Here is a 25,994-nt window from a genome sequence, read left to right on the forward strand (position 1 = left end):
GGAGGAACTATCATGGCAGATCTTGGACGTATTGATGGAAGAACAAAATTACTAGGACTTCTTGCTACACCGATTGGACACTCTTTATCACCGGCAATGCATAACATGTCTCTAAGAAAATTAGGTCTAAATTACGCATACATGGCTTTCGAGGTTGGTAATGCGCAACTTGCCGATGTAGTAACGGGAATGCGGGCTCTAAATGTAAGAGGATTTAACGTTTCCATGCCAAACAAAACAAAAATTCTTCCACTACTGGATGAACTTTCACCGGCTGCTCAGTTTGCAGGCGCAGTTAACACAGTAGTAAACGAAGACGGCAAGTTAATTGGTCACATTACAGATGGTACTGGGTATATGCGTGGTTTAAAAGAAGCTGGCATTGATGTAATAGGGAAGAAAATCACCTTACTTGGAGCAGGCGGAGCAGCAACAGCCATTGCCATCCAAGCTGCACTAGACGGCGTAGCTGAGATTTCGATCTTTAACCGTGATGATGAATTTTTTGCAAGAGCAGAAAAAAATGTCCAGATCATCAATGAAGAAATAAAAGGAATTAATTGTAAGGCAACTGTTTATCGCCTTGAAGACGTTGAAACATTAAAAGCAGAAATTGCCAGCAGTGATATCTTAACGAATGCAACAGGTGTTGGCATGAAACCTTTAGAGGGTGAAAGCCTGATTCAAGACGCATCATGGCTTAGACCTGAATTAATCGTATCAGATGTTGTGTATATCCCACGTAAAACTAAGTTGTTAGCAATGGCTGAAACAGTTGGCTGCCAAACACTTAACGGCCTAGGTATGATGCTGTGGCAGGGAGCTAAAGCGTTCGAGATTTGGACAGGACAAGAAATGCCAGTTGAATATGTCAAAGAGCAAATGTTTTAAACAATGGCTCTGTTAAACTAGAATGTTGATTTCCGTTCCAGGCGCTTCGCGCACCTTAGGGGCGGGCGGTGAGCCTCCTCGGCGCTAAAGCGCCTGCGGGGTCTCACCTGTCCCGCTGCTCCCGCAGGAGTCTTCGCGCCTTCCACTCCAATCAACATTGTTCAAAAAATCAACATTAAGCTTTAACACAGCCTAAACAATAAGGTTTTTTTGCAAAATTTTCTTGTGAAAAGTATCACGAGGGAATTTGAAATTATAGAGTAATTTATTCGCAACACCCCGATTTAGAGGGGAGCCATACTTCCCTCTGGATTAAAGCTAGTCTGCAATTATAACTATTTTATCCTAATAAAAAATGAAAAGGGAGTTGTACCACCATGAAAAACAGGTACTTACCAACGGCAATCGTTCTTTATATAAACTATTTTGTACATGGAATGGGCGCCATTATCTTAGCCCAAAATATGAAATTTTTAACGGGTCAGTTACACACAGATAATGCAGGAGTAGCTTACGTCATCTCCGCTTTAGGGATCGGCCGCTTAATTGCATTGTTTGTATCAGGTGCATTATCTGATAAATTCGGTCGAAAGCCGTTTGTTGCTATAGGTATGGGTGTATATGCAGTTTTCTTTGTTGGAATTTTATTCAGCCCTAGTGTTGAAGTGGCCTTCATCTTTGCGATTATGGCTGGTATCGCCAACTCTCTCTTAGATTCAGGAACATATCCGGCACTAATGGAGTCATTCCCTAAGACAGCAGGAACAGCTAACGTCATCATCAAAGCCTTTATTTCAGGAGGACAATTTGCGCTTCCGATGATTATCGGTTTTATCATTAACCATGATATGTATTATGGTATTTCGTTCTTAATCCCAGTGGCTATATTTATCCTAAATGGGATTTTCCTTACTAAGATGCCTTTCCCAAGTCATATAAAAGATGGCAATAGTAAGGACAGTGCAAGCACTGAAACTATTTTTGCATCCAAACCAAAATTTTGGATAGAAGGCTTGTGCATCATTCTAATTGGTTATACTGCAACAGCAACATTCTATCTCATCCAAGTTTGGTTACCAACCTACGGACAAGATGTAGTTGGTATGGCCGAAGTAACGGCGCTTAAATTGATTAGTTATTACAGCTTAGGATCACTAGCATCTGTTTTCCTTACCTCTTATCTTGTAAAGAGCCTAGTTAAACCAGTGACAATCGTGTTCATCTATCCATTAATTTCATTTATTACTTTGATTGCTATTTGGCAAATCCAAACACCAACAATGGTTGTGATTGGTGCGGCAGTTATTGGTTTCTCTGCAGCAGGTGGAGTTCTTCAATTAGCATTAACTGTTATGACTGAATTCTTTAATCAAAGCAAGGGTAAAATTACGGGTATCGTTTATACAGCATCAAGTTTAGCATCTTTTACAATTCCTGTTGTTACAGGTATCATTTCAAGAACTAGTGTTGAAAACATCATTGTTTTTGATGCAGGAATTGCCTTTGTAGGGACATTATTAGCGATTGTAGTAAACGTGAGATATCGTAAAGTTTTTAAAAAGGAAACTAACCAAGTTAAGATGAGCGCTTAATATTTTCCTAATTAACTTAAGAATATTAGGTTAGGTGAGGCACTTTTAGTCTACGAGATGGGTCAGACCAAAAGTGCCTCATTAGCTTTTACATAACCTTGCTCACTTATTCACAAAATGAATCTAAAAATGATAATGTTGGATTTTCAAAAAGAACTTTATTGCTATTCTGTGTCTGGGCTAGCTAAATTCACAGAGATGTAATTTTGATGATTATTTTAACAAGGATTATGATATAAAATGCTTGATATGTTATATATAGTATTGTGGTTTTTATCACATAATATTGTATATAAATTTGAATGATTTGTAGTAAAACTAATCCTAAGATGGTGGTAGTAATTAAATTGGACTTAAAGGAGAACGTGGCTATGAGGGGAAATAAATATATCGGCACTGTTTCAAGTCTGTACCTTAATTATTTTGTTTACGGTATGGTTAATATAATTTTAGCTTCTCATATGTCTTTTTTGACTGAGCAATTAAATACAGATAAATCGGGTGTGAGTTTTCTAGTCGCAGCCATTGGAATGGGCCGTTTATTAACATTGTACATTTCCGGAGTTTTATCAGATAAATTTGGGAGGAAACCATTTGTTATTACCTCATGTGCTTTAATGGTCATTTTCTTGGTTGGCATTCCTTTTAGTCCTAATGTAACAGTTGCGGCAATATTCGCCGCATTAGCTGGAGTAGCAAATGCATGCATGGATTCAGGAACCTATCCTGCTTTAATGGAGATTTTTCCAAAGTCTGCAGGTGCTGCAACTGTCTTAGTTAGAGGATTTATTTCAATCGGAGCAATTATATTACCACTAATGGTCGTTTATTTTATGAACCATGGTATTTTTTATGGAGTTTCTTTTTTCATACCAGCCCTTATTTATTTCATTAATATTTTTTATCTTTCTAAAAAGAAGTTTCCGTGTCTTACTAGCCAAGTTATAAAAAAGAAGAATGTTCAGGATCACGGTAAAGAATATGTGAGCAAACCAAGATTTTGGTTAGAGGGACTTTGCTTAATTTTAATCGGGTTTACTGGACCTGCGTTATTATATATTGTCCAACTTTGGTTGCCAACCTTTGGTCAACAAGTAATCGGCCTGAATGAGGCAGCTTCGTTGAAATTGCTTACCTACTATAGCATTGGTTCACTAGTTTCTGTTTTTACATTAACACTGATTTTACACAAAATCGTAAAGCCTGTAACCGTAGTACTTATCTATCCCGTTATATCCATATTAGCTTTAATTTCTTTATTCTTTTTTCAGTCACCTATAGGTGTAATCATTAGTTCGTTTACAATTGGTTTTTCTATTTCCGGAGTTTTGCAACTAGCACTTACCGTTATGAGTGAATTCTTCGGAGAAAGGAAGGGCCAAATAACAGGTTTCATCTATACATCAACATCCATTGCATATACCATAATCCCTTTAATTACCGGCTTCATTTTGAAAAATGGGAATGTATCAGGAATCTTTTTGTTTGCTATCCTTATTAATTTCATTGGCATTTGTTTAGCCGTATTGGTTAAATATCGTTTTATTAAGGTATTTTATCGCAAAAATGTAACAGTTGGTGATGTGGCTTAATCGGCTATTCAAGGAAAAGAATGATCAATTTGCGGTTTTCGACCGTTGTAATGGAAAAAATCCGGCGCCCAACTTAGGCACCGGATTTTTTCCATTCGTCCAGCTTCAGCGCCTAGGGTCATAAGCCCCTGGGCAAGGCGTTTCTGCTTTTGTTCTTAAACGTGTTTGCCCATCTGTAAGTATACCTCTTTGCCGTAGTTGATCGCATAATTGCGAAACTGTGAAGTGGCGGGGGATAGATAGCGATTCTTGATGCTGGCAATATAAATAAAGCGCTGATGAGCCGGGTTTGTGATTGGTAAAACCTTAACATCGAAATATTTCAACGATGAAATACGGGGAATAACAGCAATTCCATAATTAACTGATACAAGGCCTGCCATCGCATTATCTTCTTCGACTTTACACGCAATTTTGGGTGTGAAGCCGACTTTAGCAAATAGACTATCAATAATTGGCCGAATACCACTTTCTTCATTAAAGAACACAAAAGGGTATGGTGCAGTTTCACTTAAATCAATACTTTCATTGGCCGCAAGTGGATGATTGAGTGGGACAATGACAACGAGCTCCTGTTCAACAAGCGGAACGAAGTCGACGTCTGGCTCATTTTCAACAAACGAGCAAAAGGCTATATCGAATTTTTCATCTTTTAAGTCTTTAATAATGGTTTTTGTGGTCCCTTGATGAAATGAGAAAGAAATATCTTTAAAGTCTGCTTGAGCGGAAAAGGACTGGATCAAGGTTGGAACAAAACCGGGTCCTAATGTATAAATAAAGGCTAAATCAATCATGCCGAGCGACGGACTTGTCAATTCTCGTAATTTCTTTTCGCCCTTTTCAAGCTCGTCCAATGCTCGAGTTACATAGGTGAGATAAAAACGGCCATATTTGGTCAAGCGAATATTCCGACCTTGTTTTTCAAATAAATAGGTTCCCAATTCTTTTTCCATTTCAGAAATAGCATGACTTAAGCTCGGCTGGGTAATCGATAGCGAAGCTGCTGCTTGCGTAATATGCTCCATTTTGGCAAGTACCCTAAAATATTGAAGTTGTCTTAAATTCATCTTTTCAAAGTCCCTTCTTTTCATGATTGGCCTGTATTTTCGTGGATGCAAAAGCATAGTTAATTTCTATTAATAAAGCTTAAAATATGAATTAGATTTATGATAACAGAGGAAATATAATAAATCTATAGAAGCTTTGTGAAGAGATTAACATGGACTATTTTCATATTTTCAGTCTCTTTATAAAAGAAAATATTATTCGTGTATTTATATGTGAAAAGGGTAACAAATTACGTTTCTATTTGTGAATTAGTTCACAATATTGACAAACCTTTATTCAAAATAATCCATTTGGAGGAGAAAAATAATGACTGAGTATCAGACTATTTTATCGCCACTAACAGTTAAAAGAATGACAATTAAAAACCGTATTGTAATGCCGCCAATGGGAACCAATTTTGCTGGAGCAGATGGTGAATTTAATGACCAACATATAAAATATTATGAGCAAAGAGCAAAGGGTGGGACAGGCTTAATCATTATCGAAAATGCATGCGTTGCCTTTCCACAGGGTTCTAATGGGACAACTCAGATTCGAATTGATCAAGATAAGTTTATCCCAGCTATGTATCGGTTGACAGAAAAATTACACAACCACGGTGTAAGAGTAGCGATCCAAATTAATCATTCAGGTGCATCTGCAGTTCCTGAAAGAATCGGTGGACAGCCCGTTTCAGCTTCAAATATTCCTTCAAAATCTGGCGGTGCCATTCCAAGACCTCTAGAGAAGGAAGAAATTCTCGAAATCGTTGAGCAATATGGTAAGGCCGCGAAAAGAGTAGTAGCTGCAGGCTTTGATGCTATTGAGATCCATGCAGGACACTCTTACTTACTATGCCAATTCTTATCACCGGTCTATAACAATCGGACTGATGAATTTGGTGGCAGCTACGAAAACCGGGCTAGATTTACAAGGATGGTAATCGATCGGGTCAGAGCAGAGGTTGGACCGTTTTTCCCAATTAGCTTAAGATTTAGTGCAGATGACTTTGTAAAGGGTGGAAACACATTAGAAGACACGCTAAACATTTTGGAGTTTCTAAATGATGAAGTAGATATTTTTAACGTATCAGCGGCTTTAAATGACACATTACAATATCAAATTGATCAAATGAATTTTCCAGATGGTTGGCGTTCGTATATGGCAAAGGCAGTAAAAGAAAAATTTAATAAGCCAACAATTGCAACGGGGAACATCCGTAATCCTAAAATCGCCGAGGCTATTTTAGCAGAAGGTTCAGCTGATTTAATCGGAATGGGTCGTGGTTTAATAGCTGATCCAAATTGGGTAGCGAAGGTTGAAAAGGGCCAAGAAGACATGATTAGAAAGTGCGTGTCTTGTAATATAGGTTGTGCCGGTCACCGGATCGGTTTAAATCGGCCACTTAGATGTACCATCAATCCTGATTTGTTTTATGGGGAAGTATACAAAGAAAGAAAAGTAAAGAGACCAACAACTGTTGTCGTCATTGGTGGTGGAACAGCAGGTTTGGAAGCCGCTTGTACGGCAGCTGAAGTAGGCTGTAAAACATTCTTAGTCGAACAAAAATCATATTTAGGTGGACTAGCGAGAGAAATTTCCAGACTTCCTGATAAAAAAAGAATTGAAGACTTCCCTAACTACCTTGTTAAAAGAAGTGAAAAACTTGATAACTTGGTAACTTTTATGAATACGAAAGCAGATATTGACTTAGTGGAAAGTTTCAACCCTGATGTTGTAGTCAATGCGACTGGATCAAAACCATTACTTCCTCCAATCAAAGGCTTGTTAGAAATTATTGATAAGGGTGGCAATGTACACTCAATCTTTGGACTGTTAAATAAAATAGATCAATTCCCAAATGTTGAAGGTAAAAAGGTTGCTGTTATTGGTGGTGGCGCTGTTGGTCTAGATGTGGTTGAATTCTTCGCTGAAAGAGGTGCAATTGTCTCTATCGTCGAAATGATGCCATTGTTAGGAAAAGATTTAGATGTCATTACAAGACTTTCGATGATGACGATGTTAGAAGAGAAGAATGTCAGTGTTCATACCAAAACTGCCTTAACTGAAGTAGCTGAGGATCATTTTAAAGTTAAATTCGAAGGTCAGGATTCAATGATTGATTTTGATTATGGATTTGTTTGCTTAGGAATGAAGCCAGAAAACCCTGGATTAAATGAATTACAAGCCTACTATGCGGATAAAAATGTAGAGGTTGTTAATATTGGCGACAGTTGGGCAACGAGAAAAATCATGGATGGAGTTCGTGAAGGAAGAAACATCCTAACAACACTAGAAAAAATTGGTGCCTTTAAGGAAGAAACCACTCCAAGTAGAGAGAGTAGTGCTGAAACACCAGTGTTTGCAGAGGTTTTTTAAATCAGGAGTTTTCAACACACTTGACATCCAATAAACTTTTATGAAAAATTGGTAGGAGGAATTATTCTCCTGCCAATTTTTAGTTGCACTCAAAGGAATGATTATGATGACAGCACGAATTACTGGTAAAACAAAATTAATAGGATTATTAGGAACACCGATTTCACATAGTTTGTCACCTGCGATGCATAACGAAGCCTTTGCTAAACTTGGTTTAGATTATGTTTATTTGGCATTTGATGTTGAGAATGAACAATTGCCAGACGTTATAAAAGGATTTCGCGTTTTGAATATCCGTGGATTTAACGTTACGATGCCAAATAAGACATTAGTGTGTAAGTACCTAGACCAGTTGTCGCCTGCTGCAGAGCTTGCTGGTTCTGTAAATACGGTGGTTAATGATGGTGGTGTTCTAACAGGTCATATTACTGATGGAATAGGTTATATGAAGGCTTTAACCGAAGCCAATATTGATATAATCGGGAAAAAAATGACGATTGCCGGTGCTGGTGGTGCGGCCACTGCGATTTGCATTCAAGCTGCTTTAGATGGAGTGAAAGAAATCTCGATTTTTAACAAAAAGGATGAATTTTTCATCAGAGCAGAACAAACTGCGAGAGATATTACTAACAAGACAAACTGTAAAGTACAAATATTCGATATAGATGATGCAGCTAAATTACGCGAAGAAATCGCTACTAGCAGTATATTTACTAACGCTACGTCAGTCGGGATGAAACCTTTGGAGGGGCTGTCAGTCATTCAGGACCCATCCATGTTACATCAAGACCTGATTGTATCCGACGTTGTCTATATTCCCAAAAAGAGTAGACTGCTGGAAATGGCTGAAGAACAGGGCTGTCGCACAATTAATGGTCTTGGCATGATGTTATGGCAAGGTGCAAGAGCATTTGAAATTTGGACAGGTGAAGAAATGCCTGTTAAAGCGATCAAAGAATTATTGTTTTAAAAATTAATTAAATAATAAACGTATGGGCTGACGGAGAAACTCGTCAGCCTATTTGTTTTGTATTTTGTATAAAATGAAAATAGTGATTTTAGTCACTCCTCCGCAGCGCTAAGGAGATTATGATGATAATAGTTCTTAAACAAATTAATAGCCTTAGAAGACAATTTAAAAATAAGGTTCTTTTCTAAAAGACTGTTGTTTTTTTAATAGGTTTTGTGAAAAGCAAACCGTTGATAAAGAAGTTGATTGGAGCGGAAGGTGCGAGACTCCTGCGGGAGCAGCGGGACAGGTGAGACCCCACAGGCGCTTAAGCGCCGAGGAGGCTCACCGCCCGCCCCTAAGGTGCGCGAGCATCCTGGGCGGAAATCAACCGCACTTCCCTGTTGGTGTATAGCAACAAAGTTACGCCAAAAATAAAAACTGATTCATGATTATTGGAGGTAAAACACATGAGTGAAAAGCTGATTGAACAAATATATGAAAAGCTGGAAGAGGTTTTAGACCCTGAACTGGGGATAGACATCGTAAATTTAGGACTCGTTTATGATGTTCGGGTAAGTGAAGAAAATGATGTTGAAATAGAAATGACGATGACTTCAATGGGCTGTCCAATGGCGGGACAAATTATTAGTGATGTAAAGATGAAACTGTCTTTATCAATAAAAGAGCTAAGAGGTATAGAGGTGCAAATTGTTTGGAATCCACCTTGGTCAAAAGAAAAAATGTCACGGTATGCAAAAATTGCTTTAGGAATTCATGATTAATCAAAAAAAGGGTATCATTCATTTGATAAATGTACTAAAATATGAAATTAGAGTGACAAATTGAGTTATAAAGCGACAAATAACATCAAAAAAACCGACATAAAACCGAGCGCAACTCCGAATTATATATGTGACAACTAGTTAGGTGAATGAGAATGGAGAGATGTAAGAAATATGTTTTGGAAAAAAATTGAAGGTATTAACCTTTGGAAGGTCAACCGAGTTTTCAATAAGCTGGCTCTCTCTAAAGCAAATTTAAAACAAAAGGTGAATAATGGGGTGGTAGTGATTCCGTTAGAACCCAAGAAAGTCCGTGAGCTTACTACTTCCTCTGCAAAACGAAAGATAGAGGAAAAGGTGCGAGAAACTGAAGGCTTCGAGGTCTTTCGAATCTGTTTACTAGAAGATTGTGACCCTATTTATAAAGAGCAATTAACATTGTTTGGCGTTTCCAGATGGTTGGAAATCCCTTTAAAATACACATAAAACGGTGCCTGACACCCCTGAAACTTAAAGGGAGAGTCAGGCACCTATTTGTGTTTAAGGAAGTGTGAGTGCTATGAACGTAATCTTAGTGATGTTTGGTGGGTTTTTGGGAGCTATTAGCAGATTTTTGCTTGGAAATTGGAGTTTTTTACATAGTACCTACGGTTTTCCCACTGGAACCTTAATCATAAACCTCGTTGGCAGTCTCTTATTAGGTTGGTTAGTTGCAAACTATCGAGACCAATATCCGAGAATATTTTTGTTTTTTGGTACAGGATTTATCGGCTCCTTTACAACGTTTTCAACATTCTCTGTTGAAACGCTGAATCTTCTTGAAAAAGGAAAGCTTGGATTAGCACTTGGATATGGATTCATTAGTTTGGTTGCTGGAATTTGCTTTGCCCTAATTGGATATAAACTTGGTCTACTTGCTTTGGCAAGGAAAGGAAGATTGGCATGATGTGGCTTATCGGCATAGGTGGCTCAATCGGTGCAGGAGCAAGATTTATATTAGGGAATACGATAAACAAAAAAACAAACACCCTCTTTCCAATAGCAACTTGGATCATCAATATTTTAGGATCTTTTCTATTAGGTTTGCTCGTGAATTTACATAACGCTGGAGTTTTGGGGAATTCCGGCTATTATATATTTGGAATTGGGTTTTGTGGTGCGTTTACGACGTTCTCTACTTTTACAAATGAGGTAGTATTGTTATTTATAGAAAGGCGGGCCGGCTTAGCATTATTCTATATCATTTGTTCTGTTTTGGTTGCATTTATCGGTGCCTTTCTTGGCTTGAGGATATAGGGATTAATAAATTATAATATAATATAGAAACAAACAGGTAAAAGCTATGGGTTGTGAGATTGCAAACTTTCCATATCAACGTTAAGATTGAAATAATGGCTAAGATTTTGATGGTTAAAAGAGAGGACATATACAATGAATAAGAAATTAAAGGAAGAAGTTTTATCACGCCGGACATTTGCGATTATTTCTCACCCTGATGCCGGGAAAACAACGTTAACGGAGCAACTATTATTGTTCGGCGGAGCAATTCGTGATGCAGGAACTGTTAAGGCGAAGAAGACTGGAAAATTTGCAACCAGTGATTGGATGGAAATTGAGAAGCAAAGAGGAATTTCCGTTACATCCAGTGTAATGCAATTTGATTATTTAGGATTTAGAGTCAATATTCTTGATACACCTGGACACCAAGATTTTAGTGAAGACACCTATCGGACCCTAACAGCTGTTGATAGTGCTGTGATGATTATCGATTCAGCAAAAGGGATTGAGGATCAAACCATCAAACTTTTTAAAGTTTGTCGCATGCGGGGAATTCCGATTTTCACATTTATTAATAAATTAGACCGTCAAGGTAAGATGCCACTTGAGCTTTTAGCAGAGCTTGAAGAAGTGCTCGGAATTGAGTCTTACCCGATGAACTGGCCGATTGGCATGGGGAAAGAATTTCTTGGAATCTATGATCGCTTTTATAATCGCGTTGAACAATTCCGTGTTGACGACAAAGATCGATATATTAGTTTGAATGACGATGGCGAAATAGCCGGAGATCACCCATTAAAACAGTCTGGATTATACGATCAAACGCTCGAAGAGATTATGCTTTTAAATGAAGCAGGAAATGATTTTTCACAAGAACGAGTTAAAGACGGAACACTAACTCCGGTCTTTTTCGGAAGTGCTTTAACCAATTTTGGAGTCCAAACTTTTTTGGAAACATATTTGAAATTTGCACCATCACCTCAGCCTCGACAATCAACAGTAGGAGAAGTCGATCCTCTAACGGATGAATTTTCTGGATTTGTTTTTAAAATTCAAGCCAACATGAACCCTGCTCATCGGGATCGTATTGCCTTCCTAAGAATTTGTTCAGGAAAGTTTGAAAGAGGGATGGCTGTTCAATTATCTCGGACAGGAAAACAGATTAAACTATCCCAATCAACTCAGTTCATGGCTGATGACCGTAGTACAGTGGATGAGGCAGTTAGTGGTGATATCATTGGTTTATATGATACAGGAATCTATCAAATTGGGGACACGTTAACAGAAGGTAAAACGTCGTTTCAATATGAACGACTTCCACAATTTACTCCGGAGCTTTTTGTTCGAGTTTCTGCCAAAAACGTCATGAAACAGAAGAGCTTCCATAAAGGGATTGCGCAACTTGTTCAAGAAGGGGCAATTCAGTTATTTAAAACTGTAAAAACTGATGATTACTTGCTTGGAGCTGTCGGACAATTGCAATTTGAAGTGTTTGAACATCGGATGCGCAATGAGTATAACGCTGAAGTTATCATGGAACGATTGGGTTCAAAAATTACGCGTTGGATCGAAAATGAAGATATCAATGAGAATCTTTCAAGTTCTCGAAGTCTTCTATGTGTAGATCGTTTTGACAATAAGGTATTTTTGTTTGAAAATGACTTTGCACTTAGATGGTTCCAAGATAAAAATCCAGCTGTAAAACTATATAATCCAATGGATATGCAACAATAGTCACGAAAAAGGGTTCAGAATGCTTTATAAACCTTAGAATAGGTTTATGAGCGGACTGAGCCTTTTTTTATTAACTTTGAGAAAAAATGTAAAAATTTTACTTATACATTCATCTCTTTTTGTACATTCTATCTTTATCGAGATATGGAGGTAGTAATTAGATGGAAAGAACGCACATCCATGTATACAAAATTTCTCTGCCCATGTTTTATCAACATAAATTGATTCATGACTTCCGAACATTATGAAAAATCAAGGGAAAGTAGAAGCTATTTTATGGAACATTGCGATGCCTGGATTCAGCCAGCTTCTCTCAGGGCAACTGATAAAAGGGTTGTTTTTTATTGTATCAGAAATGTTAATCAATATGAAAAGCAATTTTAACGTGGTAATCATGTCTAGTTTCTTATGGGAAATTGATAGGGCAATATCTATGGCAAATTATCAGTGGTTAATGTTTTATCCGTGTTTTTATATGTTTTCTCTCTGGGATGCGTATCGGTATTCTATGCCTGATATGGAAAAATGGTCATTTTTGCCCTTTGTATGCAGTGCTTTTTTTATAACGGTCGGACTGATGTTGTCTCCACGTTTAAAAATTTTCGGGATTTTACTTGGACCAGTATTTCTGCCAATCCTTTTTCTCATACCAGGTTTACTAATCGGATTCATATTAAGAAGATTGATCATTAAAAGCTCAGAAAAACGCACTTAAAAAATTTTGTGGTATATATTTCTAAAAAAATTACTTTCTGATACCCCCATAACCGTTTAAACACAACACGAAATTTATTAACGAAGGTCCCGAGTAGAGGACAGGAAAAATTCGATCTTTGACCCTATTTATTTTGAAAAAAGAATCGTATGGTATAATTGTTTGGGTCAGAGAGGTGAGTTGTGTGCTTGGTTTATTATTCATCAAGAAGAATCCCAGAAGGACATTAGAAGAGACCGTTTGTTTAATTCAACAAGGTGATTGCACTCTGCAGAATGAACTGATTGACTCTTATAAACCCTTTATTGCGAAAATTGTATCATCTGTTTGTAAAAGATATATTCGTGAATCAGATGATGAGTTTAGTATTGGGTTAATAGCATTTAATGAAGCGATTGAGAAATTTAGCCCTGAAAAAGGGCGATCGTTACTCAGTTTTGCTGAAGTAATCATAAAGCGAAGAATCATTGACTATATAAGGAAAAACTCTAAAGAAAACAATTTGCGATTAGATTTTGGACAAGATTCCCTAAATGAGGAAACAGTAGGTGGAACTTCAATTGAAAATGAACTTTCGATTGAACATCACAACAAAAAAAATGATGAACTTCTGCGTCGAGAAGAAATAGTCCAATTTCAGCAGAAACTCCAGTCCTTTGATCTTTCATTTCTAGAAATAATGGAACAATCGCCAAAGCATGCGGATGCTAGGAAAAATGCAATGACAATTGCAAAAATCTTGGTTGAAAGCAAGGACCTATCAATGATTTTATGGGAGAAAAAAAGACTGCCGATTAAGGAATTGGAAAATCTTGTTCATACAAGTAGAAAAACCATCGAACGGAATCGAAAATATATCATCGCTATGGCGATTATTCTAACTGGGGATTTTCATTATTTACGGGACTATATCAAAGGGGTGATAGAGGAGTGAAAACAGGAATTATATTAGAAATAGATGAGCGTTTTTTAACTTTATTAACACCCGACGGACAGTTTCTACGTGCCCAAAATAAAGATTATCCCTATCAGATTGGTCAAGAAATTCAGTTTCTGCCATTTGTTGAAAAGTCCAGAAAATCATTGCCACTTTTTAGACCATTAACATCCTTTAAAGGAAAAGCATTAACGGCAGCTGTTATGGCCATTTTGGTTGGAGGCGCCAGCTTGTTCCCAGTATATAAAAGCAATCAAGTATATGCCTACATGTCTATCGATGATGGATCAAGCATCGAGTTAGCGGTTAATAAAGAACTACAAGTTATTGAAATCACTCCATATAATAAACAGGGTGAAAAGATTGCCAATCAAATAACTAATTGGAAGAAACAGGACTTAGCTTCGGTCTCTGGTCACATTTTAAAAGAAATGGAAAAGCAGGGCGTTAGCGATGGTGAAGTTGTTATTAGTTCTACAATAAAATTGAAAAAAGACAAAGAATCCGAGCAGCAATTAAAAGAAGAAATAACCGAGGTAAGAAAGCAGGCTGTCAAAAATGAGACGACCGTAGTAGTCGTTAATGGGACAAATGAAGAGAGGCAAAAGGCGAAAGAACACGGAGTTACTCTAGGCGAATTCAAACAACCTGCCCCTATTAAGAAAGAAAAAAAGAAAGAAACGAAACAGAATCAGCAAGTAAATACTCAAGAAACCGAAAAAGAACAAATGGAAAATCAAAAACAAGAACAAACGCAAAATCCAATACAGGAACAATTGAAAAATCGACAAGAAACACCAAACCTATCTAATGATTCTAATCAAATGAATCATTCTGATACAAGGAACAAAGGGAATTTTGAAAAAGATGAAGGTAGAAACAAATCAATTGGTAATTCCGCTGTAAACAATCAAATAAAACAGAATCAGGGCAATAATGTGGAAACAAAATCCTTCAAAAAGAATGAACAGTGGAATGGTGGAAATGAAAAAAAAGATAAATGAAAATAAAAAGTCCGGATCAGATCCGGACTTTTTTGCCATTATATTGGTAAATCCTATTTGTTGCCCCCAGATAATTGTGCTTGAGCTTGTTGAACAAGACGTTTCGTAATTTCTCCTCCAACTGAACCATTTGCTCTTGAAACAGTATCTGACCCCAATGTGACGCCAAATTCCTGGGCAATTTCATATTTAACCTGATCTAAATACTGTTCAATTCCAGGAACTAATAGTTTATTGCTGCTTCTAGCCATAGTCTTCAACTCCTTACGCATAGTGCAGAGACTAAATCTCTGTATCCATAGTTTGATTTAATCAATCAAATCCATGTGTGGAAAAGGTTATCTGATATGGCTAGAATCTTCCAATATTTTATGAACTTTTAGTTTTTTGGGTTATACTCAAATGCCTCAAGTAATAAATCAACGATATGAACACCTTGAGATGTTTTGCTTAGTCCTTCTCTTTCAATACCAAGCTTCATTTGTAGAAGGCAACCAGGGTTTGAGGTTACAATTGTTGTTGCCTGTGTATCCCTAACTTTATCCATTTTATAATCAAGGAACTTCATCGAAACTTCCGATTGGATAATGTTATAGATACCAGCCGATCCACAGCAACGACCTGCATCTTCCATTTCGTGATAATCTACCCCTTTGATCGCTTTTAACAATATGCGTGGATACTCAGAGGCCTTCATAACATTTTTTAAATGACAAGAATCTTGATAGGTGATGATTTGATATGGTAATCTTAGTTCCTTTTTATGGAAATCAAGTGCAACTAAAACTTCAGATACATCCTTTAATTTTGCGACAAAATCTTTTGCACGTTCACTAAAATCAGGATCATCATGTAATACATGAGCATATTCGATGAGAAAGGCACCACAACCGCCTGCATTGGTAATAATATAATCTACATTAAGATCTTCAAATGATTTAATATTTTGTCTAGCTAAATCTTTAGAGCCAGTCTTCTCTCCGTAGTGGCCATGTAAAGCACCACAGCATGTCTGATCATCAGGGATAACGATTTCACATCCTGCATGCTGGAGAAGCTCAATAGTTGATTTGTTTGTCTCATAAAACATTGTATCCATTAAGCAGCCGGTGAAAAATGCTACACGTTTCTTTTGTGTTCCAATAGCGGGATGCAGATTAGGGCGACTTAGCATTTCCTTACGCGTTGCAATTTTAGGTAAGACTCTTTCCATTGTTGCAATCGTATCAGGAAATAATTTCATCACACCAATCGATCTTGCCACTGTTTGAAGTCCAGTGCGTTGATATAATCCGATTAAAGTAACAAAGTTTCTCATATAGTTTCGTTTTGGAAATAGGTTATCAAATACTATTTTGCGAACCACACGAACAGGCATGGAGAACTTTTTATTTTGAGCAATGATATCGCGTGCTTCTTCTAGTAAGTGACTGTAATTTACTCCAGAAGGACAAACAGGTTCACAAGCTCGACAGCCGAGACACATGTTCATTGATTTTTCGAAGTCCTCATCAGGTTCAATGAGTCCATCTACAACGGCTTTCATTAGTGCAATTCTTCCACGTGGAGAATGAGATTCTTGGAATCCTGAATCTATATAGGTTGGGCAAGATGGTAAGCAAAACCCACATCTCATACAATTTAAGAGATCATCTTCATTCATACTCTCTTTGAATTTTTTCTGGATGACTTCTTGTTCTTGTTTTGTTGTCATTTTGAGATCACCACTCGATTTCGACTTTGTTCTAAGAAGATTTTTCCAGGATTTAAAATGTTGTTCGGATCAAGTGCATCCTTAACTGCCTTCATTGCAGCGAGTCCTGCTTTTCCTACTTTTAACTCTAAGAAAGGAGCTTTTTCAGTGCCGATCCCATGCTCACCGGAAATAGTGCCACCAAGTTTAACAGCTGCTTCAAAGATTTCTGCAAAGGCTTTTTCCACACGTTCCATTTCCTCATGGTTACGAGCATCAGTTGGGCAGGTTGGGTGTAAATTTCCATCACCGGCGTGACCGAACGTACAAATCTTTAAATTATATTTCTTAGCGATTTCATTAATGGCTTTAACTAAGTTTGCTACTTCAGATCTTGGTACAGTTGCATCTTCAAGGATGGTTGTTGGCTTTAACCGAGCTAATGCCGATAATGCTGTCCGACGGGCAGTAGCAAGCTTATCTGCTTCTACGTCATCTTTTGCCACCTGTACCGATGTTGCATTTTGGTTTTTACAAATCTCGGCGATTTTTTCCATATCTCTAGCCACAACCTCTGCTGGTCCGTCTTGCTCGATTAGAAGTACGGCTTCGACATCGGTTGGAAGTCCGATTTTTACATAATCTTCAACAACTTCTAAAGTTGCTTTGTCAAGGAATTCCAAGGTAGTTGGGATAATTTTTGCTGCAATAATTTTTGAAACGGTCTTTGCGGCAGATTCAACGTCTTGATACAACGCTAAAGCAGTCTTTTTCGTTTCTGGTTTTGGAACAACCTTTAGAATTGCTTCTGTAATGATACCCAGAGTTCCTTCAGACCCAACCATAAGACGTGTGAAATCGTATCCGGCAACGTCTTTTGCTAATTTACCACCTGTGCGGATAATATCACCGTTTGCTAATACAATTTCCAGTCCAATCACATAATCACGTGTAACACCGTATTTTAAACCGCGAAGTCCGCCGGCATTTTCAGCAATGTTTCCTACGATAGTCGAAACTTTTACCGTACCTGGATCTGGTGGATAGAATAAGCCTTTTGCTTCGACTGTTTTAATAATATCCATTGTTATAACTCCAGGCTGAACCGTAATCGTTAGATTCTCTAAATCAAAATCAATAATTTTATTCATATGTTTAAATAGCATAACAATTCCGCCTTGGGTTGGCGTGCAATCACCACAAAGATTGGTGCCTGTGCCACGAGCGTAGATGGGAATGGAATGCGCATTACAAATTTTCACAATTTCTGAAACTTCTTTTGTGTTACGGGGACTAACTACCGCATCAGGCATTGCCTGTCTGTTTGGCGTTGAATCGTAAGAATAAGAGAGCCTTCCAACATTTGAATCATCGTAGTTTTCTGCTCCTACGATCGTAGCTAATTTCTGTGCCACATCTTTAGAAATCATTTAAATTCCCCCAATTGTTATTTAAGCGCTTACAAATATGCCTGTGTTAATAAATGTTTTTACTATAATAAGTATAGAAAAAAGAAACTGGCTCTGCTATGGATGAAACAACAAAAAAAAGGCTTAGATAGGCCTTTTTTTTGTTGTTTCATCTAGTAACTGCAAACTTAAAAATAAAATTAGTAAATCATGTATGTTAGATGGGTCAAGTTTAGTTAATTCATATACTTTCCTTAAACGATAATGAAGCGTATTGATATGAATATGAAGGGCAGAAGCCGTTCTTTTCAAGGAATGATTTTGTTCAAAAAGTGTTTGTACTGTTAATAACAATTCTTCATCACCTACAATTGGTCCAATTGTTCGTTTTACAAAGATTGTTTTTGTATCATACCTAACTTCATCGAGAATCATTTCTATTGTTAAATCTTCATCGAAAACGATATTGTTTTGCTTACTAGTGGATCTTAACGCACGTTCAGCTTGATCATAAGAAATTTTTATCTCATGAGAAGACACTTTCTGTCCAATTCCTATCGACATTGGAGTATGCAGATGTTCTTCAAAAAAGGTTTGAAAAGCAGTAATGTAACTCATAACTTGGTCCCTTGTTTCTTTATCTGGAGATCCCCGAAGGATTAAAACCCGATTGTTGCCCCACCGGATGAAAATGTCATCCGCATTTGTACTATGCCACTTTGAAAAAGAACTGTAAATGTAACGATGGTTAAGGTGTTCATACTTATGTAACTCAATCATAATCGCTTGTCTATTAAAAGTAAGATTCACGTTTAACAGTTTTGCTCGATGTAAAAAGACGGAATCCCATTCCCGTTTTTGAATCCAATCAAAAACAAATGCTTCAAGTGTTCGCGATTGAAGCTCAAGTTGTTCTGAATAATAATTTTCACTTACAATCATTTCGGTCATTTTCCTGATAAGTTCACCAAAGGGTGAAACTTTGGCGGGATCGCCAGTGATTCCAATTACGCCGATTACATCCCGAAGAAAAAAGACAGGTAGGTTGATTCCTGCTTTGACCCCAATAAGAGTTTTTTGGTCTTCCTCTGTTATCACTATTTTTTCTTTCCGTTCTGCAGCTAGGAGGGCTCCTTGATGAAACGCTCCGATCCTTTTATGTTCGGTACTAGCAATGATAATCCCTTCCGTATTGACAACAATGATATCTTCATTAATGAGTCTTTTTACATCCTTAACAATTTTTTCAGCAATCTCCGGGAATAACATAGTCTCCCCCCTAATGTCTATTCACTTACAATCATTATATAAGAATTATTTTGCGATTGCTTTTAATTTCTAAAAAGAAGCCTGTTTTCGTAAACTTTGTTGCTATTTATTAAAAGAGAAGTGTGGTTGATTTCCGCTCCAGGATGCTCAGCAAACCGCGGGGCGGGCGGTGAGCCTCCTCGGCGCTTAAGCGCCTGTGGGGTCTCACCTGTCCCGCTGCTCCCGCAGGAGTCTCGCACCTTCCGCTCCAATCAACTTCTTTATCAACCGTTTTCTTTCCAAAAACCTATTAAAAAACAACAATCTTTTAGAAAAGAGCCAAAAAGAAAAACAGATACCCCATATTTATACCCGTAGGTAAATACCTACGGGCAGTTTTAGTAATTTACAACTGATTTAGTCCTTCCCATGACTAACATCTTTGGTGGGGTGCATAAAAGGAGATGCTTGTGGTTTTTGTTTGCTTTCAAGTAATTCCCGATTTTCTGCTGTATTCCAACCAATATCATTGGTTGGGTGAACCCATTCGTCCCCTGACATAATTTCTGGGTCTACATTTTCACTCCAGTTTTCTAACGGTGAATTTGGAGAGGAATAGAGGCTATCACCGATTATGACACCAAAAGAATTAACGAAGGGAGGTTGCATTTTTATTCCTGTGTTCTTAAAGCTTGGTGCATTGATTTGGTGTGGCATGGTTTCATCAATACAAAGGCTTTTAAGTGCTTTTTCGTTTTCTATTTTCTTTTTCATCTTTCACCATCCTTTTTAAATTATTTTTTGTTATTTAAACAAATTTATTACTGAGCTTTGTTGGATAAAAGTAGAAAACTTACAATGCATTTATTTATTTTAAGAGTGGAAAATAAGCTTGAGTAAAAATTTAAGGAGGAATAGACATGGCAAAACGAAAAGCTGAAGTAAATGCAGTTGAAAAATATAGCAAAACCCCCCATAAAAATAATCAGGAAGCTGAATTTTCCGCTGAGTTTTCAGGTGGTGAGGAACCAATGAAAGGCGCCAATCGAAATTCTAAAAAAGGCCTGCAAGGCAAGGGGAAACACAACACTAGGCCAATCGAATAAAATAATGCGAAAAAAAGGGTCTGACCCCCAATAATGAATTGGTTGGATTCAGACCCTCATGTTTAATTCAATACTTTACCTGTGAAAAGGTATGATTTTGCAGTTTCTGGTTGAAAATAGGCCATTAATGTGAAATGTCCTTCGTGAATATCACCAGAGATTAGATACTCATGTAAATTAAAGTTCAGTTCTTCAATGACAGTAAGTTTATAGAGATCTTTTTCAGGTAGATTCAATTTAATAAATTCCTGTCCAAATAATTCTGGAGTAGTAAGGATTGATTGGTAAACCTGCGTCCTATCCTGCTTTGACAGCCGTTCTTCCCACCATGGTTTTCTAGGTTTATATTTTTGCTTGCTTAAATAATCATACTTCATTAATCCCTCAATAATCTTTAAATCTTTAAGCTGTTGATCTTTGAGAAACTGGTACAATCTTTTAAATAGGTCCTCTAATTGGTGTCCAATCCGAGACCATCCTTGTTGATCCCAATAGGAACCAAACTGTTGGAAGAAATCAAATGGTGATGGAAAAACCTTTGATACCAGATACTCCATCGTTAAATCCATGCGATGGTCGTTCCAATATTTTTCAAGTACGTCCTCTACTTGTTTAATTCGAATGATATCTTCAAAGGGGAGGACATTATTTCCAAGAATTTCATATGGAGGAAAGTCCATATAAATATATTGATGTTCACTAGCATTACGTTTAACACCAGTACCGTGCAGCATTTTTAAAAAACCAAGTTGAAGCTCCTCAGGGCGAAGGGCAAACACATCATTAAAGGTTTTCCGGAAGCTTTCATAATTTTCCTCAGGAAGTCCGGCAATTAAATCAAGATGTTGATCGATTTTTCCACCTTCTTTGATCATCGTGACCGTTCTTGTAAGCTTGTCAAAATTTTGTTTTCGATTTACCAGTTCATTAGTCAGATCATTTGTTGATTGAACACCAATTTCAAATCTAAATAAACCCGGAGGTGCAGACTCGTTAAGAAATTGGATAACTTCTGGGCGCATAATATCGGCGGTAATCTCAAACTGAAACACAGTACCAGGAAGATGTTCATCAATTAAAAATTGGAATATGTCCATGGCATAGCTTCTGCTTATGTTAAAGGTACGGTCGAGGAACTTGATTGTTTTCGCTCCGTGTTTCATTAAATAACGGAGGTCCTCTTTAATTTTTTCACGGTTAAAGTAACGAACGCCTACCTCGATTGACGATAAGCAAAATTGACAACTGAATGGACAGCCACGACTTGTTTCGATATATGCCACCCGTTTTGAAAGATTTGGGCGGTCTTCTTCGAAGCGGAAAGGAGATGGAATCTCGCTTAGGTCAATTTTATTAAGATTTCTGTTTATTTTTACAATATTGTCTTCACGATAGGCTAGACCAGGAACGGTTTCAAATCCAATAGAGTTATGAATATGTGAGAGCAATTGTTTAAACGTTGCTTCTCCTTCACCCATAACAATAAAGTCAAAGACAGATACATGGTTCATCCATTCATCAACATCATAGGATACCTCAGGTCCACCAACGACGATCCGGAGACTTGGCTTGATTTTCTTAATCATTTGAATAACCTTTATCGTTTCTTCGATGTTCCAAATATAACAACTAAAACCAATGATATCGGGATTCTTTTGGATTAAATCTGTTACGATACTCAATGTTGGATCTTTAATCGTGTATTCAGTTAACTCAACATTGAAATCGGGTTCACAGTAGGCTTTTAAGTATCGAATAGCCAAATTGGTGTGAATATATTTCGCATTAAGAGTGGTACAAATAATTTTCATAAAAGCTGGTGCCCCTTTTTAAAACATTTTTAAACTCCTGCTATTATAGATTATTATAAACGATATTGATATATTGAAACCCACTCCAAAAGAAAAAAGCATTCCCTAGGAAAGGGAACGCTTTTAATAAATGTTGTTGCTTAAGGAATCATCCAAGTAAGAACAGTACTTTGTAAGAAAGTCATTACACATATTATCAAGACAAGCATGAAGCTATATTTTAGCGTGAATCGTAATAGTTCACTTTCTTTACCTGCTAATCCTACAGCAGCACATGCAACAGCAATTGATTGTGGAGAAATCATTTTTCCTGTTACACCACCAGAAGAGTTGGCTGCAAGTGCTAATACTGGGTGCATACCTACTGACTCTGCAGTAATCTTTTGTAGATTTCCGAATAAAAGGTTTGCAGATGTGTCTGATCCAGTAATAAATACGCCGAGCCAGCCAAGTAAAGGCGAGAAGAATGGGAACAATTTTCCAGTCTTAGCTAATGACATACCAAGTGTTGTACTCATTCCAGAAGCGTTGGTTACATAAGCGAATCCAACAACAGATGCAATTGTAATGATTGGGTACTTTAATTCATTTAAAGTTTCCCCGAAAGTTACAAACCAGTTGTTCCAAGAAATACTTGTAATATATTTTGTAATGATACATGCAATTAGGATTGCTGTACCAGCAGCTGCTAATACTTCAATCTTATAAACTGCAGCAATTGGTACGCCAGTAGCGTTCATAATTTTGTTATTTAATCCTGGTACTTCAGGCATAAATGTTAAAGCATGACCAATTGAATTTACAGCTTTAAGAACTGCATTTGTCCCTTCATAGTGACCAGCTAATGCTAGTTTAATAGTTGGAATACCCCATACAGATATAATAGCAGTTAATACTAAGAATGGTGACCAAGCCTTAAAAACTTGTCCGCCAGTATAGGTTTGAGTTGTTTCTTGTACCTTTTTAGCAGTAGCCGATGTAGCTGCCATTTCTTGCTCAGCTGCAAAGCGGAAGATTGTTTTTGGTTTCCAAAATTTTAAGAAGATTGCTAAAGCAAATAGGGATACTAGTGCTGATAAAATATCTGGAAGTTCTGGTCCGATAAAGTTTGAAGTTACATATTGTGTTATTGCAAAAGAGAATCCAGAAACTAGAATTGCTGGTAAAACTTCTAGTGCACGTTTAAAGCCAGCCATTATGATAACAATGAACAAAGGAATAAAAGCAGAAAGGAAAGGTAATTGGCGTCCTACCATTTTTGAAATTTCCATAGCTGCAATACCAGTAGGACCTTCCATTGCAATGATCGGAATACCAATCGCACCAAACGCTACTGGAGCTGTGTTGGCAATTAAACACATTCCTGCAGCATAAAGTGGGTTAAAGCCAAGTCCTACAAGTAGTGCAGCAGAAATTGCAACCGGTGCACCGAATCCAGCAGCACCTTCAAGGAATGCTCCGAATGAGAACGCTACCAATAATACTTGTAAACGACGGTCTTCAGTAATTGAAAGTACAGAGCTACGAATGATATCGAATTGACCTGTTTTTACTGTGATTTTATAAAGGAAAACTGATGTTACGATAATCCAGCCGATTGGTATAATTCCGTAAACTGCCCCTTGTGAAGCGGACATAACGGCCATACCAACTGGCATTTTAAATGCTAATACGGCAACGATTATTGCTACTAAAAGAGTTGTTAGACCTGCAACATACCCTTTCATTCTCTTAATGGCTAATGCCCAGAAGAAATAAAGTATTGGAATAAGAGCAACCAAAGCAGATAATAATAGATTATCTCCAACAGCAGTAAAATTTTGTGTGAACATGGTATTCCCCCAGTAGTTAAAATGGTTTTCCATTAATCCCCAATAACTTAAAACTTATCTCCTTTCAGTAAATAGTGGTAAACGCTTTCAACATTATGCAAAATCTAAGATGTTTGGTCATCGGATGATTAGATGATGACTATTTAAGTCGAATTATAGGGTGTATTTGTCGAAAAAACAACATATTTTTTTATTTTTTTTAAAGGGTATTTTTGGACCACTCGTCTTTTCTCCAGTATAATTTGATTTGGAGTCTATTATCAGAAAAATATATTTACATATTTTTATAGATATTTTAGTAAGTTTTATTCAGAGAGAAGGGGGATTTATGAAGTATAGACAAATAAAACAAACAAAAATTTATGAAGAGGTTGCAGATGCTGTCCATGATAAGATTAAATCGGGTGAATTAAAACCAGGAGACAAGCTAGATTCTGTGCAACAACTTGCAGAAAATTTTTGTGTTAGTAGATCGGCAGTTAGAGAGGCATTAACTGCATTAAAAGCAATGGGTCTTATTGAAATGAAACAGGGTGAAGGGACGTATATACGCGAATTTGAACCAACTTTAATTTCTTCTCCTTTAACATCCGCTATCTTGATGAATGAGGATGATGTCAGGAATCTTGTGGAGGTACGTAAAATCCTTGAGGACGGTATTGTTGTTGCCGCAGCGAAAAAGAGAAGTGAAGCAGACTTAGAAGCCATGTTGCAAGCACTTCAAGATATGGAAAATGCAAATGGGAATGAAGAGCTTGGGGAAAAAGCAGATTTCCAGTTTCATTTTGCATTGGCATCAGCAACTAGAAATCCGTTATTGGTAAGCTTAATAAATAATGTATCTGGCTTAATGGTTGAAACCATGCGAGAAACTAGACGTTTATTGCTATATAAAGATCAATCTACCATTGAGAATTTATACGAAGAGCACTTGGCAATATATAGAGCAATCTTGAGTCAGGATGAGGAAAAGGCAAGATTGGCAATGATGTTCCATCTAGAAAGGGTGGAGGTCATACTAAAAGAATTTTTTAGTGTGGCAGCAAAATGACTTGTATCTAATTTACTCGAAAAAAGCTCTTTTGGAAAAGGGGAGTCTTTCGGGTTTTTTTATCTTTTTTAATGAAAGCCCTTTCAAATGCTTATGTTAATATAGTATTATTAGTGTTAATAGTACATGCATTAATAAGGTCGTCGGATGACCTGTTGATATCGTTGAGTAAGGAAATTTAATATTTATTTTTAGAGGAGTGAAAAAATGAAGGTAACCCTTTTTGCCACTTGCTTAGTGGATCTTTTCCGAAGTAATGTTGGAAAAGCAACTGTAGAACTACTTGAACGTTTAGGGTGTGAAATTGATTTCCCAGAATCGCAAGTCTGCTGTGGTCAGCCATCTTATAATAGCGGCTATGTAGAACAAACAAAAGGTGCAATGAAAAAGATGATTGAAACCTTTGAAAATGCAGAGGTTGTCGTATCCCCATCTGGCTCATGTGCATATATGTTCCAAGAATACCCACATATTTTCAAAGGGGATCCGGTTTGGGAGCCAAGAGCGAAAAAACTTGCAGCAAAGACATACGAATTAACACAATTTATCGTTGAAGTATTAAAAATAGAGGATGTTGGAGCTCGATTTGATGCAACCGTTACATATCACACATCTTGTCACATGACGAGACTTCTTGGGGTAAAGCGTCCTCCAATGGTTCTTTTAGAAAATGTGAAGGGACTTAAATTTACTGAACTTCCAGGTAAGGAGCAATGCTGTGGGTTTGGTGGTACATTTGCTGTAAAAATGCAACATATTTCCGAGCAAATGGTAGATGAAAAGGTACAGCATGTTGAAGAAACTGGAGCAGAGTATCTAATTGGCGCAGATGAAGGGTGCTTATTGAATATTAGGGGTAGAGTTGATCGTAAAGGGAAGCAAATTAAGGTCATGCATATTGCCGAATTGTTAAATATGAGATAACAAACACAATTAATTTT

General features: G+C 37.2%; 24 protein-coding genes. 16 read left to right on the plus strand and 8 right to left on the minus strand.

Annotated features, from left to right (window positions below):
* Positions 1-12: 12 nt before the first annotated feature.
* The 3 genes from B1NLA3E_RS05500 (at position 13) to B1NLA3E_RS05510 (ending at position 4,075) form a co-directional block, all read left to right on the plus strand.
* Positions 13-891 carry a shikimate dehydrogenase gene (locus B1NLA3E_RS05500; protein WP_015592849.1) on the plus strand — a complete coding sequence of 293 codons (879 nt, stop codon included), beginning with the start codon at positions 13-15 and terminating at the stop codon, positions 889-891.
* A 377-nt stretch (positions 892-1,268) separates the two neighbouring features.
* Positions 1,269-2,483, plus strand: a complete 1,215-nt coding sequence (locus B1NLA3E_RS05505; RefSeq protein ID WP_015592850.1) for an MFS transporter — start codon at positions 1,269-1,271, stop codon at positions 2,481-2,483.
* Between the two features lie 371 nt (positions 2,484-2,854).
* Complete coding sequence (locus B1NLA3E_RS05510) at positions 2,855-4,075, plus strand: MFS transporter (protein ID WP_041580325.1); 1,221 nt, start codon at positions 2,855-2,857, stop codon at positions 4,073-4,075.
* Between the two features lie 155 nt (positions 4,076-4,230).
* Here B1NLA3E_RS05510 and B1NLA3E_RS05515 read toward each other — a convergent pair whose 3' ends face one another.
* Positions 4,231-5,142 (minus strand): LysR family transcriptional regulator, encoded by a 912-nt coding sequence (locus tag B1NLA3E_RS05515; RefSeq protein ID WP_041580326.1) that lies wholly within the window; start codon positions 5,140-5,142, stop codon positions 4,231-4,233.
* 307 nt (positions 5,143-5,449) lie between these two features.
* Here B1NLA3E_RS05515 and B1NLA3E_RS05520 point away from each other — a divergent pair, with 307 nt between their 5' ends.
* The 10 genes from B1NLA3E_RS05520 (at position 5,450) to B1NLA3E_RS25185 (ending at position 14,903) form a co-directional block, all read left to right on the plus strand.
* Entirely contained in the window at positions 5,450-7,501 is a 2,052-nt protein-coding gene (locus B1NLA3E_RS05520) for an NAD(P)/FAD-dependent oxidoreductase (protein ID WP_015592853.1), read from the plus strand.
* A 106-nt stretch (positions 7,502-7,607) separates the two neighbouring features.
* On the plus strand, positions 7,608-8,471 hold the full coding sequence (locus tag B1NLA3E_RS05525; protein WP_015592854.1) for a shikimate dehydrogenase: 864 nt from the start codon (positions 7,608-7,610) through the stop codon (positions 8,469-8,471).
* Positions 8,472-8,920: 449 nt separating this feature from the next.
* Positions 8,921-9,235 (plus strand): metal-sulfur cluster assembly factor, encoded by a 315-nt coding sequence (locus B1NLA3E_RS05530; RefSeq protein WP_015592855.1) that lies wholly within the window; start codon positions 8,921-8,923, stop codon positions 9,233-9,235.
* Between the two features lie 174 nt (positions 9,236-9,409).
* A complete protein-coding gene (locus B1NLA3E_RS05535) occupies positions 9,410-9,721 on the plus strand; it encodes a hypothetical protein (protein WP_015592856.1) in 312 nt (103 codons plus the stop codon).
* A 73-nt stretch (positions 9,722-9,794) separates the two neighbouring features.
* Positions 9,795-10,181, plus strand: coding sequence for a fluoride efflux transporter CrcB (gene crcB / locus B1NLA3E_RS05540; RefSeq protein ID WP_041580327.1), 387 nt, complete (start codon positions 9,795-9,797; stop codon positions 10,179-10,181).
* Positions 10,178-10,531 carry a fluoride efflux transporter CrcB gene (gene crcB / locus B1NLA3E_RS05545; RefSeq protein WP_015592858.1) on the plus strand — a complete coding sequence of 118 codons (354 nt, stop codon included), beginning with the start codon at positions 10,178-10,180 and terminating at the stop codon, positions 10,529-10,531. The genes crcB (B1NLA3E_RS05540) and crcB (B1NLA3E_RS05545) overlap by 4 nt, the downstream gene beginning before the upstream one ends.
* 135 nt (positions 10,532-10,666) lie before the next feature.
* Positions 10,667-12,247: a peptide chain release factor 3 gene (locus B1NLA3E_RS05550; RefSeq protein WP_015592859.1), complete on the plus strand. Its 1,581-nt coding sequence runs from the start codon at positions 10,667-10,669 to the stop codon at positions 12,245-12,247.
* 244 nt (positions 12,248-12,491) lie between these two features.
* Complete coding sequence (locus tag B1NLA3E_RS05555) at positions 12,492-12,962, plus strand: hypothetical protein (protein WP_015592860.1); 471 nt, start codon at positions 12,492-12,494, stop codon at positions 12,960-12,962.
* 175 nt (positions 12,963-13,137) lie between these two features.
* The gene (sigI, locus tag B1NLA3E_RS05560) at positions 13,138-13,896 is read left to right on the plus strand and encodes an RNA polymerase sigma factor SigI (RefSeq protein ID WP_442852659.1); all 759 of its coding nucleotides are present in this window, start codon (positions 13,138-13,140) and stop codon (positions 13,894-13,896) included.
* Complete coding sequence (locus B1NLA3E_RS25185; protein WP_015592862.1) at positions 13,893-14,903, plus strand: anti-sigma factor domain-containing protein; 1,011 nt, start codon at positions 13,893-13,895, stop codon at positions 14,901-14,903. The genes sigI and B1NLA3E_RS25185 overlap by 4 nt, the downstream gene beginning before the upstream one ends.
* A 53-nt stretch (positions 14,904-14,956) precedes the next feature.
* On the opposite strand, the gene B1NLA3E_RS05570 is transcribed toward B1NLA3E_RS25185, so the two are convergent.
* The 5 genes from B1NLA3E_RS05570 to B1NLA3E_RS05595 all read right to left on the minus strand — a co-directional run bounded on the left by B1NLA3E_RS05570 (position 14,957) and on the right by B1NLA3E_RS05595 (position 20,027).
* Positions 14,957-15,154, minus strand: a complete 198-nt coding sequence (locus tag B1NLA3E_RS05570; RefSeq protein ID WP_015592863.1) for an alpha/beta-type small acid-soluble spore protein — start codon at positions 15,152-15,154, stop codon at positions 14,957-14,959.
* A gap of 128 nt (positions 15,155-15,282) precedes the next feature.
* Complete coding sequence (locus B1NLA3E_RS05575) at positions 15,283-16,617, minus strand: (Fe-S)-binding protein (protein WP_015592864.1); 1,335 nt, start codon at positions 16,615-16,617, stop codon at positions 15,283-15,285.
* Complete coding sequence (gene glcD, locus B1NLA3E_RS05580) at positions 16,614-18,026, minus strand: glycolate oxidase subunit GlcD (RefSeq protein WP_015592865.1); 1,413 nt, start codon at positions 18,024-18,026, stop codon at positions 16,614-16,616. The genes B1NLA3E_RS05575 and glcD overlap by 4 nt, the downstream gene beginning before the upstream one ends.
* A 123-nt stretch (positions 18,027-18,149) precedes the next feature.
* Positions 18,150-19,274: a CdaR family transcriptional regulator gene (locus B1NLA3E_RS05585; protein WP_015592866.1), complete on the minus strand. Its 1,125-nt coding sequence runs from the start codon at positions 19,272-19,274 to the stop codon at positions 18,150-18,152.
* Between the two features lie 396 nt (positions 19,275-19,670).
* Positions 19,671-20,027 (minus strand): DUF3905 domain-containing protein, encoded by a 357-nt coding sequence (locus B1NLA3E_RS05595; protein ID WP_015592867.1) that lies wholly within the window; start codon positions 20,025-20,027, stop codon positions 19,671-19,673.
* A gap of 146 nt (positions 20,028-20,173) precedes the next feature.
* On the opposite strand from B1NLA3E_RS05595, the gene B1NLA3E_RS05600 reads away from it, so the two are divergent.
* Entirely contained in the window at positions 20,174-20,359 is a 186-nt protein-coding gene (locus B1NLA3E_RS05600) for a hypothetical protein (protein WP_015592868.1), read from the plus strand.
* Between the two features lie 62 nt (positions 20,360-20,421).
* Here B1NLA3E_RS05600 and B1NLA3E_RS05605 read toward each other — a convergent pair whose 3' ends face one another.
* Both B1NLA3E_RS05605 and B1NLA3E_RS05610 read right to left on the minus strand, forming a co-directional pair.
* Positions 20,422-22,170, minus strand: coding sequence for a B12-binding domain-containing radical SAM protein (locus B1NLA3E_RS05605; RefSeq protein WP_015592869.1), 1,749 nt, complete (start codon positions 22,168-22,170; stop codon positions 20,422-20,424).
* A 140-nt stretch (positions 22,171-22,310) separates the two neighbouring features.
* The gene (locus B1NLA3E_RS05610; protein ID WP_015592870.1) at positions 22,311-24,002 is read right to left on the minus strand and encodes an L-lactate permease; all 1,692 of its coding nucleotides are present in this window, start codon (positions 24,000-24,002) and stop codon (positions 22,311-22,313) included.
* A 328-nt stretch (positions 24,003-24,330) separates the two neighbouring features.
* On the opposite strand from B1NLA3E_RS05610, the gene B1NLA3E_RS05615 reads away from it, so the two are divergent.
* Complete coding sequence (locus B1NLA3E_RS05615; protein ID WP_041580329.1) at positions 24,331-25,053, plus strand: FadR/GntR family transcriptional regulator; 723 nt, start codon at positions 24,331-24,333, stop codon at positions 25,051-25,053.
* 207 nt (positions 25,054-25,260) lie between these two features.
* Positions 25,261-25,977: a (Fe-S)-binding protein gene (locus tag B1NLA3E_RS05620; protein WP_015592872.1), complete on the plus strand. Its 717-nt coding sequence runs from the start codon at positions 25,261-25,263 to the stop codon at positions 25,975-25,977.
* The last annotated feature ends 17 nt before the right edge of the window (positions 25,978-25,994 follow it).

Source organism: Bacillus sp. 1NLA3E (assembly GCF_000242895.2).
Classification (GTDB): domain Bacteria; phylum Bacillota; class Bacilli; order Bacillales; family Cytobacillaceae; genus Bacillus_BU.

Bases quoted from the DNA above. Each gene is read 5' to 3' on its own strand.
- B1NLA3E_RS05500 (WP_015592849.1), top strand. From the start codon at position 13: ATGGCAGATCTTGGACGTATTGATGGAAGAACAAAATTACTAGGACTT.
- B1NLA3E_RS05505 (WP_015592850.1), top strand. From the start codon at position 1,269: ATGAAAAACAGGTACTTACCAACGGCAATCGTTCTTTATATAAACTAT.
- B1NLA3E_RS05510 (WP_041580325.1), top strand. From the start codon at position 2,855: ATGAGGGGAAATAAATATATCGGCACTGTTTCAAGTCTGTACCTTAAT.
- B1NLA3E_RS05515 (WP_041580326.1), bottom strand. From the start codon at position 5,142: ATGAATTTAAGACAACTTCAATATTTTAGGGTACTTGCCAAAATGGAG.
- B1NLA3E_RS05520 (WP_015592853.1), top strand. From the start codon at position 5,450: ATGACTGAGTATCAGACTATTTTATCGCCACTAACAGTTAAAAGAATG.
- B1NLA3E_RS05525 (WP_015592854.1), top strand. From the start codon at position 7,608: ATGACAGCACGAATTACTGGTAAAACAAAATTAATAGGATTATTAGGA.
- B1NLA3E_RS05530 (WP_015592855.1), top strand. From the start codon at position 8,921: ATGAGTGAAAAGCTGATTGAACAAATATATGAAAAGCTGGAAGAGGTT.
- B1NLA3E_RS05535 (WP_015592856.1), top strand. From the start codon at position 9,410: ATGTTTTGGAAAAAAATTGAAGGTATTAACCTTTGGAAGGTCAACCGA.
- crcB (WP_041580327.1), top strand. From the start codon at position 9,795: ATGAACGTAATCTTAGTGATGTTTGGTGGGTTTTTGGGAGCTATTAGC.
- crcB (WP_015592858.1), top strand. From the start codon at position 10,178: ATGATGTGGCTTATCGGCATAGGTGGCTCAATCGGTGCAGGAGCAAGA.
- B1NLA3E_RS05550 (WP_015592859.1), top strand. From the start codon at position 10,667: ATGAATAAGAAATTAAAGGAAGAAGTTTTATCACGCCGGACATTTGCG.
- B1NLA3E_RS05555 (WP_015592860.1), top strand. From the start codon at position 12,492: ATGAAAAATCAAGGGAAAGTAGAAGCTATTTTATGGAACATTGCGATG.
- B1NLA3E_RS05570 (WP_015592863.1), bottom strand. From the start codon at position 15,154: ATGGCTAGAAGCAGCAATAAACTATTAGTTCCTGGAATTGAACAGTAT.
- B1NLA3E_RS05575 (WP_015592864.1), bottom strand. From the start codon at position 16,617: ATGACAACAAAACAAGAACAAGAAGTCATCCAGAAAAAATTCAAAGAG.
- glcD (WP_015592865.1), bottom strand. From the start codon at position 18,026: ATGATTTCTAAAGATGTGGCACAGAAATTAGCTACGATCGTAGGAGCA.
- B1NLA3E_RS05585 (WP_015592866.1), bottom strand. From the start codon at position 19,274: ATGTTATTCCCGGAGATTGCTGAAAAAATTGTTAAGGATGTAAAAAGA.
- B1NLA3E_RS05595 (WP_015592867.1), bottom strand. From the start codon at position 20,027: ATGAAAAAGAAAATAGAAAACGAAAAAGCACTTAAAAGCCTTTGTATT.
- B1NLA3E_RS05600 (WP_015592868.1), top strand. From the start codon at position 20,174: ATGGCAAAACGAAAAGCTGAAGTAAATGCAGTTGAAAAATATAGCAAA.
- B1NLA3E_RS05605 (WP_015592869.1), bottom strand. From the start codon at position 22,170: ATGAAAATTATTTGTACCACTCTTAATGCGAAATATATTCACACCAAT.
- B1NLA3E_RS05610 (WP_015592870.1), bottom strand. From the start codon at position 24,002: ATGTTCACACAAAATTTTACTGCTGTTGGAGATAATCTATTATTATCT.
- B1NLA3E_RS05615 (WP_041580329.1), top strand. From the start codon at position 24,331: ATGAAGTATAGACAAATAAAACAAACAAAAATTTATGAAGAGGTTGCA.
- B1NLA3E_RS05620 (WP_015592872.1), top strand. From the start codon at position 25,261: ATGAAGGTAACCCTTTTTGCCACTTGCTTAGTGGATCTTTTCCGAAGT.